Here is a 16,140-nt window from a genome sequence, read left to right as displayed (position 1 = left end):
CCATCGCCGACCTGTTGCCGCTGCCACCGTTCTCGATGGAACCAGTCCTTCGCTACGTGCAACAAGGCAAAGACCATGTCCGTGTGACGGCGGAAAGGCTTGGTAACTTGGACGAAGCCAACGACACGGTGCTCTCAAGCGCAAAAAGCACTTTGCAAGAACTGACGACCGTTGTCAGCCAAGTAGCCAACTGGACCAGTGGCGGCGTGATCCCTTCCCCAGAAACGCAGGCGGAGATCGATGCCAATATGGAAGAGCTGTACCAAAATGTCGTGACACAAGCGATCCAAATGGCCCCACTAGACCGAAGCCATATCAAAGGCCGCGAAGGGGATCTGTACCAAGACGTCTTGCCGCTCGAATTTCTGTATACAGGCGCCTACGCCCCTCTATACAGTGGCTTGAAGGCAGCGAGTTGGTATTACTTGAACCATTTCCCTGTCAGTGCCATCCTAAGCAATGAACAGGCGCTGCAAGCGTGCCGAGCGCCAGCGATGGGAGCAACCCATGCCGTTACCCCGTCGTATTTCCCGTTATTTGCGCGCCTATCGACTTTGCCGGCAAACGCGACCGTCTCGCCGGCGATCCTGACACGGCAACTGAAACAGCTGGTTCCGATCCAATACCAATGGTACCAAGCCCAGCTCCGTACCCAAGCGATTCAAACGGATACGTCGCAAGTGGTCACCATACCAGAATATATGTTTACGGATCAAGAAGTCGCAGCCATCAACACGTACCTCGAGAACAACCCTCCGAGCGAGGAGCGGTTGAAGACAAATCCCATTGTTGCTGGAGTGGTCGACTTTTTATTTGGTGACTTCATCACGCTCGCCGACCCAGAAGCTTCGTTCGGGGAGAAGGCCCTAGCAACGACGTTTATCTTAGTGAAGCCAGCGAAAGTGGCCGAACTAGGATATGACTTGTCGAAAGCGAGGAAGGTGAAGACTGGGGGGAAGGGTGCAGGGAGAATTCCTAAGCAAACAGTGAAATCGAATAAAGGTAAGACAATTGATGTTACACCCACTGCAAATCATTCAACTACAACATCGGTTCCAAATCCTGCTAAGGGTACACCAAATTCATCAGTAGATATCACAGACAAGAATACTGGTGAAATAAAAACTAGGAGATTTTATGGACCTGACGGCAGGGCTGTGAGAGACGTTGATTATACTAATCACGGTAATGCTAAGACTCATCCTGAATGGCCACATGAACATATTTTTAAATGGAATAGTGATGGTACGTTTAATAGATAATCTAGGAGTGATACTATGGATTATGAAGAATTAAAACAAAGAGTAGCGATGGGAGAGGAGTTTCAATTCTACTATCGAAATCAAAGTTTTTGGATTAGCAGAAATGAAGATGGGTACTATTTAACAAGAGTTAGAGATAGCTATTCTCAATCCTTTAAAACATCAAATGAATTGTTTGTGGATGGACGAATAGATGGGAAAAGTATTCGAGAGTTATGGAAAGAAATTGAGATATAGATGCTGTATACCTTGATTGGCTTTATGCCTTTCAAGGTTTTTTTGTGAGGCCTAGTACTGAATAAACCGCTTTTTACCTTACAAGAAAAGGTAATCTAAGTGGTTGGATTTTGTTGTGTATATCCATTTTTTCATTTGGCTAATCCATTTTATTTCCTCTTTTTTACACAATATTGAGCTTGCCTAGAAGCTTCACAACGACAGCACTACCATCATTTATAATGAATTCCCATACACAACTAGCATAAAAGAGGGCTTTAGTACGTTTTCCCAACCACCCACCGATACTCCCTTCTACACCAGTTTTTAACAAAAAGCATATTGGGAAAATGGCCAAGCCTGTTGTCTTATTCATTCAAAAGTACTAGGATAGCACTAGTATGGAACTTTATTTCGGGAGAAGGGATAAACATTGCTTGAAGTAAAAGAAAAAGCTGGCACACTTATGCGCCAAAAAGGGTGGTCAGATCCTTTATTAAACGAAGCACGCATGAAAGAACTAGCAAATAGTGATGAATACTCGTTTGAAGAAGTCCTCCTTATTGCAAAACATTTAATGCCTGACGAGTTCATTCCCCTTATGAATGTATATGCGGCATCAGCAAAGAAGCTGCAGCATGTCCGGGATGCGTTTGAGTATGCTGCACTAAATGAGCAATTTGATATACTAGAAATTCTTATTAACACTCATAAAGAAGATGAGTTGCTTTGGGAGTCGGTTCGTGTTTATCAATTAATATATGATATACTAACAAATCAAATTGATGAAGAAGAGTCTCTCCAAAAAGCTAGAAATTTATATGCAACAACCAAGAATCCAATGGTGAGAATGCGCTTAGAATTTTTAGAGTTAGCGCAATCGTTTAAAAATCGAACATTGCGTGGGGCAAAAATTATTGAAAATAGAATGAGAAATGCTTTTAAACAAACGGAACCTTGTTATATGAAAAGTGTTTTGGCTTCAAAGTATTCAATATTAATAGGTTCAGTCTTACTATACAATGAAGGGTGCTTTGAAGAAGCAGAAAATTATTTCTTGGCCTCTGCTGTGAATCAATCATCTTCGGACGGTATGTTAAGCTCATGTTATCACGGGTTAGGCCAAATTTATCTCGTTCAAAATAAGCCCGGGCTATGTATCGATAGTTACGAGAAATCAATCAACTATGCGGCTGCTTCAACATTGGACCATTATAAAATTAGTCTCGAAAATGAGTTTTTTCCTTTTGCACGCAATATGCTTGGTCAAGTTTTTGATATGGAAAACGTCGTCAGTGAAGAGCGTGTTCATCAATATATTGTTCGAGGCGAAAATCAACAAGCTTTATCGCTTATTGCGGACTTAGAAACTCAAGGGAAAAGCACTCCTTTTCTATTATTTTATAAAGGAAAAGCGACAAAAAATGCGGATTATTTTTTGCAATCGATGAGAAAGTTTGCTGATTCTGGACATATTTATTATTATGGAATTGTAGAACGTGAACTAAAAAATTTAATAAAAAGGTGGTTTTAATGTGAAAAAAGTGTTAGTAGTGGTATTTATGTTGACAGTTATTTTTGGTGTTTCAGCGCCTTACGATGGAACCATCCAACCCCAAGGGGGAGGAACAAATTACATTAATCCATAACACTTTGAGATATTAAGACCTGTTCTATTACTTCATTTATTTTCACGCACCATGGCTAACTACCTTTTCGGAAGAGAGTAATTTTAAACGCAAGCAGTCGTAACAAAGAAATGTTAAGAAAAGCGAACAAAGTGGCTTAGTGTTATTCATTAGACTAAAGGTTATAAGAAAAAAGAAGCTTAAATTAACAAGCTTCTTTTTCTTGTTCCTCAGCTTCTTAAAAAACTTATGGACAAGGAGCCAGGTATAAAACATTCAGACTTTCTATTCATTTCTCCAAATGCTCAAAAATCTCGCCGCTCTCTAAAAAGTCGATAAAGCGGTCGAGCCAGTCGTAATATGCTTTGGCATGGGCGATTTTTTTTAAGTCGGAAGCAATGACTTCTGCTTGTTCGGGGGCTTCTTTTTGTAATGCAAGCAAGCGTTTTTCCATTTGCACGCTTGCTTTTTTGTTGTTTTCGATTCCTTGGCGCCATTTTTTCGAAAAAATCGCGATAAAAGAAGCATACCAATCTTCTTCTCCAATATAAAGGTCTTTGCGGACGCCTTTCTTCCACACTTTCCGCGCCATATTGGCATCCACAAGCTGTTTAATGCCGGTGCTCATGCTTGTTTTGCTCATCCCTAGGCGCCGGCTCATTTCATCAAGCGTTAAAGTATCGTTTTCAAATAATAGCGTACCATAAAGACGACCGACTGATTCGTTAATGCCATATAGATGAAAATTGGTCGAAAGCTCATGGATAAACTGTTCTCTGATTTCCTGAAGTTGCTGGTCAACGCCGTTGCTATGCTCGTTTGCCTTCTCCATGTCATTCCTCCAGTGGCCTGCTTATAGAGAGTGTAACAAAGTTCAAAAACAGGTGATAGCATGACAAAGTACAGCATCTGCCAGCATCTGCGAGCAAATAGAAGGAAACCGACCATTGCTTTCGTACAGTTTAAACTGTATGAAAAATATCGACTAAAAGAATGATATATCATGTTTGATTAAAAAATTGTAAATAAGGTATAGTTACAAGGTCTAAAGCAGCACGACTGAAGTGAAGAGGTGGAAAACTTGTCAAAAATTAGGGTTGAGGGCTTGACAAAAGTATTTGGGAAAAAACCGAAACGGGCTCTGGACATGTTGGCACAAGGAAAATCCAAAGCGGACATATTAAAAGAAACTGGCCACACGGTTGGTGTTAACCAAGCAAGTTTTGAAGTCGAAGACGGTGAAATTTTTGTTATTATGGGGCTTTCAGGCAGCGGTAAGTCAACGATTGTGCGGCTGCTGAACCGTTTGATTGAACCTACATCAGGAAGTGTTTGGATCGACGGTGAGGACCTCGCTAAGATGGATGGGAAAAGCCTTCGGGAAGTTAGGCGCAAAAAGATGAGCATGGTCTTTCAGAAGTTTGGCTTGTTTCCAACAAGGACGTTGATTGAAAACGTGGAGTATGGCCTTGAAGTGCAAGGCATTGAGAAGCAGGTGCGCCGTGAAAAAGCGATATCGTCCCTTGAACTTGTTGGCTTAAAAGGATACGAAAATAGTTATCCTTCGCAACTTTCTGGCGGAATGCAGCAACGTGTAGGGCTTGCACGTGCTCTTGCCAATGATCCGGATGTCCTGTTAATGGACGAAGCGTTTTCTGCGCTTGATCCGCTCATTCGGAAAGATATGCAAGACGAATTATTAGATTTGCAAGAAACGATGAACAAAACGATCATTTTTATTACCCATGACTTGGACGAGGCACTGCGTATCGGTGACCGCATCATGATTATGAAAGACGGTTCGGTCGTGCAAATTGGCACGCCTGAAGAAATTCTTACACAACCGGAAAATGATTATGTTGAGCGGTTTGTGGAGGATGTGGACCGCTCAAAAGTATTTACGGCGGAAAATGTCATGATCCGTCCAGAAACGATTAATTTGGAAAAAGATGGACCGCGCGTTGCCTTGCAACGGATGCGTGATGCGAAAATTTCTAGCATCTATGTAACGAAGCGGAATAGAGAGCTAGTTGGAATCGTCCATGCGAGCGATGTTTCTGAGTTAATCAAACAAAATATTAATAGCATTGACAGCATTATTGTGACAGATGTGCCGAAAGTCGAATTGGATACGCCAATTAATGAATTGATGGAGCAGCTTGCGAGCAGTTCCGTGCCCCTTGTTGTCATTAAAGGCGACAAGCTACAAGGCATTATTGTAAGAAGCGCCGTTCTTGGGGCGTTATCGGGAAGTGAGGTTGATTTTAATGGATTTTCTACCCCGTCTGGAACTAGGTAGTTGGGTTGAAGCGTTTGTAGAATGGCTGCAGCATGCTGCTTGGTTGTTTAATGGCATTGATTTTACGATTGAAAAGGTCATGGACGGGATTTACTGGGTGATCGCCTTGCCGCCAAGTTGGCTGTTTGTTCTTATTATCGGCGCGCTTACGTATTGGACGAACCGCAAATGGGGCTTGACTGTCTTTGTGATTCTCGGACTTTTGTTAATTGACAGTCTCGGTTTTTGGAACGGCATGCTTGATACGTTGGCACTCGTCTTAACAGCTTGCTTGATTTCAGTCGTCATTGGTGTTCCAGTTGGCATTTTAATGGCAAAAAACGACCGTACAGAAGCCGTTATCAAACCAGTACTTGATTTTATGCAGACGATGCCAGCATTTGTTTATTTGATCCCAGCTGTTGCTTTCTTCGGCATCGGCATGGTTCCTGGCGTTGTCGCTTCTGTCATATTTGCCATGCCGCCGACGGTCCGTATGACGAACCTTGGTATTCGTCAAGTTTCCACGGAATTAATTGAAGCAGCAGACGCATTCGGTTCAACTGGCACGCAAAAACTATTTAAAGTGCAACTGCCAATGGCTCGGGGGACGATCATGGCTGGGATTAACCAAAGCACAATGCTTGCCCTTTCTATGGTTGTGATCGCGGCAATGATCGGGGCAACTGGAATAGGCCAGGTTGTTTATAGCGCAGTTGGACAAAATAATATTGGCAATGGCTTTGAAGCAGGTATTGCGATCGTCATATTGGCCATTATTCTCGACCGTTTAACGCAAAGTTTTAATAAAAAACAAAGCGAATAAGTGGCAAAAGGGCGCAACCGCTCTTTTCACAATAGATGAAATTCAGGGGGTAATGAAATGAATATTAAACACGTTACGATGACAGCAACAGGATTGGCCCTTGCCGTAACACTTGCGGCTTGTGGGAATGGCGATGACAACGGCAACGGGAATGGTTCTGACTCTAATCCAGTTGGCTCTACGGATGAAGGCATGATTTCCAAAGAAGATATTACTAATGATCTATCGGTCATTACGGGGATTGACCCAGGCGCAGGCGTTTCCCAAGCAGCGGAGCGGGCGATTGAGGACTATGGCTTGACGAACTTGACTTTGCAAACGTCTAGTTCCTCTTCTATGGCGCAAGCGTTGGATACAGCCATCCAAAAACATGAGCCAATCGTCGTAACGGCATGGAATCCACATTGGAAGTTTGCTGCCTATGACTTGAAATACTTGGATGATCCAGAAGGTTCATTCGGCGGTACAGAAGAGATTCATACGATTGCTCGCCAAGGCTTGGAAAGCGAGAAGCCTGAAGGCTACCAAGTCGTCGACAATTTCTTCTGGAGCGAGGATGACATGAACGAAGTCATGCTGGCTGTGCATGAAGGCGCTGATCCAGCGGATGCTGCTCAAGAGTGGGTTGATAACAACCAAGAAAAAGTCGATGAATGGATTGACGGCGTTGAGACAGTCGATGGAGAATCATTCTCCCTTGTACTCGTAAACTGGGATTCAGAAGTAGCTTCTTCCAATGTGCTTGCCCTTGCGCTTGAGCAAGTTGGCTATGATGTGGAACTGAGTGTCGTTGAAAACGGGCCAATGTGGAAATCGCTTGAATCTGGCGACCAAGATGCAAGTGTTGCTGCATGGTTGCCAATTACACACGGCAGCTTCTTCGATGAAAGCAAAGTCGACGATTTAGGTGTCAACCTTGACGGCGAGCCGCGCATCGGCCTCGCAGTGCCAAGTTATATGGACATTGATTCGATTGAAGATTTGAAAGCTGAATAACGAACAAAAAGAGTCTGTTGGGATTATCCAACGGGCTCTTTTTCGATTGAGGGATACCTGAAGAGTGAATCGAGGTAGATCCTAATTTGGTTTGTTTTCGATTCTTTTTTGGCATATTTATCCTTCAACGCCTATACATTAGTAGAAGTGTGCGTTTTTTAGCAGGAAAGGGGAGAGCGTTAAAAAAGCAATCGTGAAAATCAATTGTTACGATTTTGGCAAAAAAGATGTGAAGAAATGTCACATTTAACAATCAAATGCTGTTCTTAATATGGTAAAATAAAACTAAGATTGACGAGATGAAATGAGTGATAACGATGAGCACGGAGCGGATTCACCGCTGGACGAAAACAAGGCTGCGGGAACATCTAAGTGTTGTAAAAGGGGAGCGCCCGCCAACAATAGTCTTAAAAAATGCTACGTATTTAAACCATGCCAGAAGAAGATGGCTGAAAGCAAATATTTGGATTGCGGATGACCAAATTGTTTATGTTGGCAAAAGCTTGCCAGAGCAGATAGGCGATGCGGAAGTGGTTGATTGTACAGGCGAATACATTGTTCCTGGTTATATTGAGCACCATGCCCATCCATTTCAACTGTATAATCCATACAGTTTGGCAAAATATGCTTCTGAGCGTGGGACAACGACACTTATCAATGACAACTTGGTTTATTTTTTGAACTTGGAAAAAAAGAAAGCGCTTTCCTTGATCGAGAAACTGGAAGAATTGCCGACAACGATGTACTGGTGGGCGCGCTACGATTCACAAACAGAGTTAATCAAAGATGAAATGTTTTCCAATTCAAAAATGAAGGCTTGGCTTGAACACCATTTGGTGGTGCAAGGAGGGGAACTGACGTCATGGCCGAAAGTGCTGCAAGGCGATGACACGACATTGCATTGGATGCAGGAAACAACAAGGCTGCGGAAGCCAATCGAAGGCCACTTGCCAGGAGCTTCTGAAAAGACGCTGTCGCAAATGGCGCTTCTTGGCGTGACGTGCGACCACGAAGCCATTACGGGCGAAGAAGTTGTGCGCCGTTTGGACCTCGGGTACACCGTTTCGCTGCGCTATTCCTCGATCCGCCCTGATTTGCCTCGCTTGTTCGAGGAAATGAAGGAGCTAGGCGTCGATTATTTTGGGCGTTGCTTGATGACGACTGATGGTTCACCGCCGTCGTTCTATAAGGATGGTGTAATGAACCAATGTATTAAAATTGCCCTGGAAGCCGGCCTTGATCCTGTTGATGCATACGGCATGGCTACCTATTATGTCGCCCGTTATTATAATATCGACCATAAACTCGGCATGATCGCTCCAGGCCGCATTGCCCATTTGAACTTTCTCGAAAGTATGGACGATCCAATGCCTAAAAGCGTTTTGGCTAAAGGGCAGTGGGTGTTAAGAGATGGCACTCCACAAGGAAAAGAAACAGCGCCATTTGAGTGGGGCGACTATGGGATTGGTCCGATTCACATTGACTGGAGTCTAGGTGAAGATGAGCTCCATTTTTCGATGCCAATGGGGATTGAAATGACAAACGCGGTTATTTTAAAGCCTTATCAAACGACTCTGGAAACGGCGGCAACGGAGTTAGCGACAGACCATGATGAATCGTTTTTTGCGATGGTCGACAAGCAGGGCAAATGGCTTGTGACGACAACATTAAAAGGGTTTGCCACGGCGGTTATGGGCATGGCCAGTTCTTACTCTTATACAGGCGATATCATTTTGATCGGCAAATCGATCTCAGCCATGATCCAGGCGTTTAATGAGTTGAAAGCACAAGGGGGCGGGCTCATTCTTGTTGAGAATGAGGAAGTGATCAGCCGTGTCCGCTTGCCTCTTCTTGGCATGATGTCCGCTGCGCCGATGGAAGAAATTATGGCAGAAGAACAGTCGTTTGTTAGCCTCCTGCGGGAACGGGGTTACAAATTTGAAGATCCAATGTATAGTTTGCAGTTTTTTTCAGCTACGCATTTGCCTTATATTCGGGTAACGCAACGGGGGATCTACGATGTTCGGAAGAAAGGAATACTATTTCCGGCGATAATGCGTTAAAATAGAATTACTTTGGTGCTTTAAAACTTTAAAAAAGACACGCATCGTAGAGATTGCACAATACTCGAAAGGTGTGACATTGCTTGCAGATCAACAAATTACGGGGCAAAGAACTAGATCAGCTCTTTAAATCGATTTTGTCTCTCAAAAATTTAGAAGAAGCGTATGAGTTTTTTGACGATCTTTGCACCATTAATGAAATCCAGTCACTTGCGCAAAGGCTAGAAGTTGCTCGGATGTTGCGTGATGGTTATACGTACCACAAAATTGAGACAGAGACGGGGGCTAGCACAGCGACCATTTCCCGAGTTAAACGCTGTCTAAATTACGGCAACGATAGCTACCGGATGGCGCTTGACCGGATTGAAGCCCAGGAAGAGCCGCAAGATTGATTAAGGCATCTCATATGAGTGCGGCAAACAACGACATGTGTGCGTGTTTGTCTACAGGCTAAGAACGATTCTTTTTAGGATCGTTCTTTTTCTTGTTTTTTGATAGCACAAATAGGGGAGATCGGCTACAATAGACGTTAAAAACAAAAGGAGAACGAGAATGGACCGCCATCACGCTACCTACAAAAAACGTCTTGCCGTAGCAAGCAAACAGGAGCCGGCCGATATTTTGGTCATTAACGGAAAACTTATTGATGTTTATACGTTAACCATCTATGAAGCTTCTATCGCAATCACAGATGGCCATATTGTTGGCATTGGCGATTATACAGAAGGCAAAACAGTGATTGATGCCCAAGGCAAATACGTATGCCCCTCGCTTATTGATGGCCACGTCCATATTGAATCGGCGATGGTTCGCCCTGAAGACTTTGCTAGTGTCCTTGTTCCAAAGGGCGTGCTTACGGTCATTGCTGATCCTCATGAACTTGCCAATGTTGCTGGTGTAGAAGCGGTGACATACATGGTTGAAGCAGCTAAAGACTTGCCTCTTGATATCAAAATGGCCGTTCCTTCCAGTGTGCCTGCTGCATCCTTTGAGGAAAATGGCGCCTCCCTTTCTGCCGAAGATGCGCGCTTGCTTTTTTTAAACGAAGGCGTATACGGGCTAGGAGAAGTAATGGACTACCCGGCCGTTTTAAATGGCGATGACGACATGCTTGAAAAAATCGCAATGGCGAAGGCAAAGGGCCGCCCCATTGATGGCCATGCCGCAGGGCTAAATAGCGAGGCATTAAATGCATATCGGACAGCTGGCATTCACAATGACCACGAAGCGGTAACTGCTGAGGAAGCAAGAGCACGAGTCCAGCGTGGGTTTTATGTGCTGATGCGTGAAGGGACGGCGGCACGTGATATCGAGGCGCTCTTGCCAGCCGTTACAGCAGCCAATGCCCGGAGGTTTGCATTTGCGACAGATGATAAGCATCTAGATGACTTGCTGAAAGAAGGCAGTGTTGATTTTAATGTCCGTAAAGCGATTGCACTCGGCATGGATCCACTCCAAGCGATCCAAATCGGCACCTTAAATGCAGCTGAATGCTTTCAACTTGATGATAAAGGGGCCATTGCTCCTGGAAAAGAAGCGTCGTTTCTGTTCGTGTCAGACCTTTCCACGTTTCAAGTCGATGCCGTGTATGCAAAGGGCATGCTCGTAGCCGAAAAAGGCGAACTAACGAGCCCGATCCGCGCTCCTTACCCCGTGCCAGAGCGATTATTGAACAGTGTCCATATTTCTCCATTTGCACGAGAGGACTTAACGCTGAAATTGAAAAACCCTCAATCGACCCCTGTTATTGAAACGACGCTCGGCTCGATTGTGACGAAAAAAGCGATGGCGTCCGTTCCAGCCGAAAACGGTATTTTTCAACCTGGCGGCGAATGGCTAAAGCTTGCAGTCGTGGAACGCCATCAGGCGACGGGACATATCGGACTTGCCATTGTAAAGGGCTTTCCTTTTTCAGAGGGGGCGATTGCCGCGACTGTAGCCCATGATTCCCATAACCTCATCGCTGTAGGGGGAGATGATGAAAGTTTGTACCATGCCATTCACCATGTTGCTGGCTTAGGGGGTGGAATGGCCGTCGTAAAGGAAAACAACGTGCTTGCGGCAATGCCTCTCAAACTGGGCGGCTTGATGTCAACGGCTTCAGCGGAAACAGTCAAACAACAGCTCAATGAGCTCCAGCAATCACTCGTCCATCTCGGCTATAAAGAGCAAATCGATCCGTTTTTAACATTGGCTTTCCTTGCACTCCCAGTCATCCCTGCACTTAAACTGACGTCAAAAGGGCTGTTTGATGTCAACGCGTTTGCCTTTGTAGAACAATAAAAACACGAAGTATGGGAGCATTTGTCTGAAGGACTGGCCAGTATGCCAGTCCTTAAGGTTGTCGACAAAGTCGATAAAACCGCACTCAGACTGAAAGAAAACGCTTGTCAGACGAGGAGTGTAGGCGAGGGAAGATGTGAATAGAACGGGTGTTCATGAACATATGACTGAGACAAACGACGAAGTATGCGAGCGTTTGTCTGCAGTCTGAAGGACTGGCCAGAACGCCAGTCCTTCCTGTTGTTACTGGGGGCGTAATTCGAGTTTGTCGCTGTTGTTCTTATACGTTGCCGGATGAATCGATGTCGTATGATAATGGCCCTCTGTCCAAGCTTCCATTTGCGAGCGGTATGTCTCGCTTGTGACGTGGCCAGACTGTCCAGGAGCGACGATGTGGTACGTATGGTCAATGTCGCTTAAATCAAATACGCCACGCCAACCGGCGCCGTGGTTGACAAGGCCCGTTTCGCGGTTGTAGCCTGCCGCCATCGTCGTAATATGGCTGCCGTCTGCTGGAAGAGGATCCCGATCAAATAAGTAATTCAACGGTGTGATCGCTGCCATTGGATGGCTAAATTCAACTTGGTGAAAAACACCCCAGCGCCACTTTGCTGGCTTGTTCCCTTGTATACGAGCAGCTTTGTCTATTGCCGCTTGGTAACTTTGAAGGACGACTGTTTCAAAACCGCCAGCGTTTTCTACCCATGGACCTGGTTCACCAGTTGCTGCACGTCTTAGCAATTCATCGACAACACCAGCCCGGCCGTAAAAAAGCTCGTTGATTTCAGCAGGAATTTTATCGGCAAACAACAGATTCTCGATTTCTTCCATCCAAAAATGGAACAATAGCGGTCCAGCTTCTTCGCGCTCGTCAAATTGGTTCCAGTCCGCCAGAACATTTAACCCCTCCTCGTCAATAGCGCGCAGTCCCTCAGCTGGTAACGCTTCTGTCAGAAGAGGAAGCAGGTTGGTTGCTTGCAAATTGGCGACGTCCATTTGCAATGCTTGCATGTCGGTTACGGTATGGTTGTCTTTTGCTGCGAGCACCTCCATAATTCGCTGTTGCCGGTAAGGTTGGGCCCATGTGTGGGAAATGTGGTAAGGATAGTCATCTCCAGCAATTTTGTTATTAGCGGTGGCAATGATTCCTGATTCAGGATTGACGATTGTTGGCAACTCATCCCAAGGAATATACCCTTCCCATTCATAAGCCGGGTCCCAGCCAGGCGCTGGCAATAATGCATCATCGGCGTTTGCGCGGATTGGAATTAGGCCATTGGCTCGGTACGCGATTGTGCCATCCGTGCTAGCGAACACAAAGTTTTGTGCGGGCGCATGAAAATGGGTTAATGCTTCTTTAAACTGGTCCCAATTATCGGCGCGGTTGAAATCTAGTACAGCTTTTAGTTCCGTCGTCGGATCGTGTCCAGTCCAGCGCAAAGATAACGCATACTCGGATTCGTTTTCTACATGTGCATATTCGGATAGGATCGGGCCATGTTTCGTTAAAACCACATCATGGTAAAAAGGCTCTGCGTCAGCAATTTTAATCTCTTCTGCGATGACTTCGGCTTTATACCACTCCCCGTCATAGAGAAATTCATTTGGGTTTTCAGGGTGGCGCTGTTCAAAATAGAGCTGTTGTACGTCAGGGCCGACATTGGTGACACCCCAGGCAATCGTTTCATTTGAGCCAAGAATAATGCCAGGGACGCCAGCGAAAATGACGCCTGTAACGTTCACAGTCGGCGATGTCAGATGGGTTTCATACCAAATGCTAGGCGCCCCCAATCCTAAGTGAGGGTCATCAGCCAACAGCGGCATACCAGACGCTGTCCGTTCCCCTGAAAGCACCCAATTGTTGCTGCCGTTAAAAGGGTGTGGCAGTTTAGAGCCAATGTTGGCAAACGCCGCTTCGACATCCATGTCAATCGTTTGTGCCAAGTCAAGAACAGCAGGCCCTTCTGCTGGATAGCTAGGAAGCAAATCGAGTGCTTCCTCTTCACTCACATGTTGGCTTAGCCAGTAATGGAACGCTTGGCTTTGCCAATTGCCGCCTAAGTCGTATGCCATATATTTTCCGATCGTTAAGGAGTCAATCGGGTCCCATCGTTCAGGCTCATAGCCGGCCAAACGGAATTCAAGTGGAAGTGTGCCAGTTGCCTGAGCGTGTTCGATAAAAGCATTAACGCCATCAGCGTAAGCTTCTAAATACTGGTACGTTTCAGCGTCATAGGCAGATGCCGATGCCTCAGCTGCCCGGCGCAAGCCGAACGTCCGAAAGAAAACATCTGAATCAACAAAGGTTTCTCCCATTACTTCAGCAAGCTGTCCCGACGCTTGCCTTCTGCTTAAATCCATTTGGAACAGGCGATCTTGGGCGGTAACGTAGCCTTGGCTAAAATATAAATCAACGTCCGATTGGGCTTCAATATGAGGAACGCCTTGCGCATCCCGATAGACGTTAACAGGAGCATCTAATCCTTTGACGACGATTTCTCCTGTCGTTGGCGGCAGCGGTTTTTTGATTTGCATGTACGCCCACAATAGGGTTGCAAGCAAAATGACCAAAATCGCTGCTCCAGAAATAAATAGGCCCCGCTTCGCAAACGGCCGTTTTTTTGGCGCTTGGCCAGTTGATGGTGTTGAATCCATCAAATTCCCCCTCTTATTTGAATGCGCTTTCATTTTATATTCTATTCGAAGACAAGTTTGATTAATCCTGCAAAGGACGGTGCTAGTTGCATTTTCAGTCCATTCCGTCATACTACAAGAGAGAAATGATAGGAGGGGTATATTGTGATCATTATTGAGAATGACAAATTCACAGTTGAAATTGCAAATAAAGGGGCGGAAATTCGGAGCATTTGGCATAAAGAACGAAACAGGCAAGTGATGTGGAGCGGAGACCCAACGTACTGGGGGCGGATCGCGCCTGTATTGTTTCCGATTGTTGGCCGTTTAAACGATGGCGCGTATACATACAATGGGAAGTCTTATCAACTTAGCCAACATGGATTTTTGCGCGACCAAATGTTTGTTACCGACCGTTTGCAAAGTGACAAAGCCGTATTCCGTTTTGAGTCGTCTGGTCAGTTTGCCGATGTGTACCCTTTTGAATTTACTGTTTATTTATCGTATCAGTTAAACGGACATACGCTCACCGTAGGCTGGGAAGTCGTCAATGACAATGAGGAGGAGATGTATTTTTCGATCGGTGGGCACCCTGCTTTTGCGGTCCCCTTTCGCTCAGAGGAATCATTCACAGAGTATGAGCTTTCCTTTAAAGCGGCAGAAGGCAAACAAATCAAACGTTATGAGCTATCTAACGGTTTGGTCCAAAAACCGGAAACCGTACCAGTGCTGAAAAACATTGGGCTTACTGATTCGCTCTTTCAACATGACGCACTCGTCTACAGCCATCTCGACGAAGTCGCTCTCTATCCAAAACAACGCCCTGAAGAGAAAATTGTTGTCTCTTTTCCTGGCTTCCCTTATGTGGGGATTTGGTCAGCATACAATCCTGAAGAAAAAACGAGCGCCCCTTTTGTTTGTATTGAGCCATGGTTTGGGGTTGCCGATACGGTTGATACAACAGGGCGATTTGCGGAGAAAAAGGGCATCCAACAAATTGGTGCCAATGAATCGTTTAAAGCATCCTATGCGATCACGATTTATTGAGCAATCGCGCAAACTGGGGCGCGATTGCTTCAGTGTTAGCTTGATTGCATAAACAAAAAGCGGAAAAACGTGACGGCGGCTAGAACGGCAAGGCCAATCAAGTAAATAATGGAGAGCCTTCGTTCGCTTTTGCTCGTTGTTTTTAATGCTTGCAAGATGAGCAGAGCAGCAAGGAAAATATTTAAGAGCGAAACGATAAAAAAGGGGAAAATGCTTTCATATAACTTCGTTGATGCAATTCCGGTAATGTTGACAACCGCCACTAAAATAAAGAGCCACATATAGACCATCATAAGGAAAGACGGCCGTTCTTTTCGTTTGTTTGCTGACATCATTTGCCTCCTTAATCGAAATTATGTATGGATCAACAGAGAGCCGAAGGAAAAACGCGCCTGTTTAGCGAAAAGAAACGTATGATCCAACAGGCTATCGTAAGTGTAGCATATGAGGCAAAAACATTTCGAAAAAGACGCCAGCTTTAGTGAAAGTCTCCTGCTGATAAGGATTACAGAATCTTTACGATTGCTTAATGCTGGCTACATGCACAGCCCTTATGCTGAAAGCAGCAAGATATAAAGGAGGCGTCGAGGTTGGAGGAGGATATTCAATACGAAGTTGGCGAGAATATGGTTGTAGGCGCAGGCTGGGCTCTTGCTCTTAGCATTCCCTTATGGGGTGGGCTGATTGCCCTTTGCAAGGTGTTGTTTGTATAAATAGCGACTTTTCGTGAAAGGGCTGTTTACGAAAACGCCACAGAACGAAAGGTGAATTGTTCGACTTTTTCTTGGCTGAATGCCATTTTAATTGATAAAAAGTTTTCTAAAACCAGCAAAATGCTGGTTTTTTTGTTTACCCGCTTGATCGTCCATGGTATGATAATGATTATCAATACCATCAAAAATGACGT

The 16,140-nt window shown here is 45.0% G+C and carries 14 protein-coding genes; 11 read left to right on the top strand and 3 right to left on the bottom strand.

The window, feature by feature from the left end; genetic code table 11:
• The 3 genes from N6H06_RS19630 to N6H06_RS19620 all read left to right on the top strand — a co-directional run.
• The coding region (locus N6H06_RS19630; protein WP_263707777.1) for an LXG domain-containing protein at nt 1-1,262 on the top strand (1,262 nt) is incomplete at its 5' end.
• 15 nt (nt 1,263-1,277) lie between these two features.
• Nucleotides 1,278-1,499 (top strand): hypothetical protein, encoded by a 222-nt coding sequence (locus tag N6H06_RS19625; RefSeq protein WP_035202084.1) that lies wholly within the window; start codon nt 1,278-1,280, stop codon nt 1,497-1,499.
• A gap of 412 nt (nt 1,500-1,911) precedes the next feature.
• Nucleotides 1,912-3,012, top strand: a complete 1,101-nt coding sequence (locus N6H06_RS19620) for an AimR family lysis-lysogeny pheromone receptor (RefSeq protein WP_263707776.1) — start codon at nt 1,912-1,914, stop codon at nt 3,010-3,012.
• A 383-nt stretch (nt 3,013-3,395) separates the two neighbouring features.
• Here N6H06_RS19620 and N6H06_RS19615 read toward each other — a convergent pair whose 3' ends face one another.
• The gene (locus tag N6H06_RS19615) at nt 3,396-3,938 is read right to left on the bottom strand and encodes a GbsR/MarR family transcriptional regulator (protein WP_062750212.1); all 543 of its coding nucleotides are present in this window, start codon (nt 3,936-3,938) and stop codon (nt 3,396-3,398) included.
• A gap of 249 nt (nt 3,939-4,187) precedes the next feature.
• Between N6H06_RS19615 and N6H06_RS19610 the strand changes: the two genes are divergently transcribed.
• The 6 genes from N6H06_RS19610 to ade all read left to right on the top strand — a co-directional run bounded on the left by N6H06_RS19610 (nt 4,188) and on the right by ade (nt 11,552).
• Nucleotides 4,188-5,405, top strand: coding sequence for a quaternary amine ABC transporter ATP-binding protein (locus N6H06_RS19610; protein ID WP_213029473.1), 1,218 nt, complete (start codon nt 4,188-4,190; stop codon nt 5,403-5,405).
• Nucleotides 5,374-6,210, top strand: a complete 837-nt coding sequence (locus tag N6H06_RS19605; RefSeq protein WP_062750210.1) for an ABC transporter permease — start codon at nt 5,374-5,376, stop codon at nt 6,208-6,210. Before N6H06_RS19610 ends, N6H06_RS19605 begins: the two co-directional genes overlap by 32 nt.
• 57 nt (nt 6,211-6,267) lie before the next feature.
• Entirely contained in the window at nt 6,268-7,206 is a 939-nt protein-coding gene (locus N6H06_RS19600; protein WP_062750209.1) for a glycine betaine ABC transporter substrate-binding protein, read from the top strand.
• Between the two features lie 317 nt (nt 7,207-7,523).
• Complete coding sequence (locus N6H06_RS19595) at nt 7,524-9,269, top strand: adenine deaminase C-terminal domain-containing protein (RefSeq protein ID WP_263707775.1); 1,746 nt, start codon at nt 7,524-7,526, stop codon at nt 9,267-9,269.
• An 83-nt stretch (nt 9,270-9,352) separates the two neighbouring features.
• Entirely contained in the window at nt 9,353-9,661 is a 309-nt protein-coding gene (locus N6H06_RS19590; protein WP_011245931.1) for a YerC/YecD family TrpR-related protein, read from the top strand.
• A gap of 160 nt (nt 9,662-9,821) precedes the next feature.
• Nucleotides 9,822-11,552 (top strand): adenine deaminase, encoded by a 1,731-nt coding sequence (ade, locus tag N6H06_RS19585; RefSeq protein WP_062750207.1) that lies wholly within the window; start codon nt 9,822-9,824, stop codon nt 11,550-11,552.
• 243 nt (nt 11,553-11,795) lie between these two features.
• Here the strand turns inward: ade and N6H06_RS19580 are convergent, their stop codons facing one another.
• Nucleotides 11,796-14,207, bottom strand: coding sequence for a penicillin acylase family protein (locus N6H06_RS19580; protein WP_263707774.1), 2,412 nt, complete (start codon nt 14,205-14,207; stop codon nt 11,796-11,798).
• 144 nt (nt 14,208-14,351) lie between these two features.
• On the opposite strand from N6H06_RS19580, the gene N6H06_RS19575 reads away from it, so the two are divergent.
• Nucleotides 14,352-15,233 carry an aldose 1-epimerase family protein gene (locus N6H06_RS19575; RefSeq protein WP_213029468.1) on the top strand — a complete coding sequence of 294 codons (882 nt, stop codon included), beginning with the start codon at nt 14,352-14,354 and terminating at the stop codon, nt 15,231-15,233.
• Between the two features lie 35 nt (nt 15,234-15,268).
• On the opposite strand, the gene N6H06_RS19570 is transcribed toward N6H06_RS19575, so the two are convergent.
• Nucleotides 15,269-15,565 carry a hypothetical protein gene (locus tag N6H06_RS19570; protein WP_062750204.1) on the bottom strand — a complete coding sequence of 99 codons (297 nt, stop codon included), beginning with the start codon at nt 15,563-15,565 and terminating at the stop codon, nt 15,269-15,271.
• Nucleotides 15,566-15,823: 258 nt separating this feature from the next.
• On the opposite strand from N6H06_RS19570, the gene N6H06_RS19565 reads away from it, so the two are divergent.
• Nucleotides 15,824-15,946, top strand: a complete 123-nt coding sequence (locus N6H06_RS19565) for a hypothetical protein (RefSeq protein WP_263707773.1) — start codon at nt 15,824-15,826, stop codon at nt 15,944-15,946.
• The last annotated feature ends 194 nt before the right edge of the window (nt 15,947-16,140 follow it).

It is taken from the genome of Shouchella tritolerans, assembly GCF_025770735.1.
In the GTDB taxonomy this organism is placed as follows: domain Bacteria; phylum Bacillota; class Bacilli; order Bacillales; family Bacillaceae_D; genus Shouchella; species Shouchella tritolerans.
Note: the sequence above shows the minus strand (reverse complement) of the source record. Positions and strands in the feature narration are given on the sequence as shown.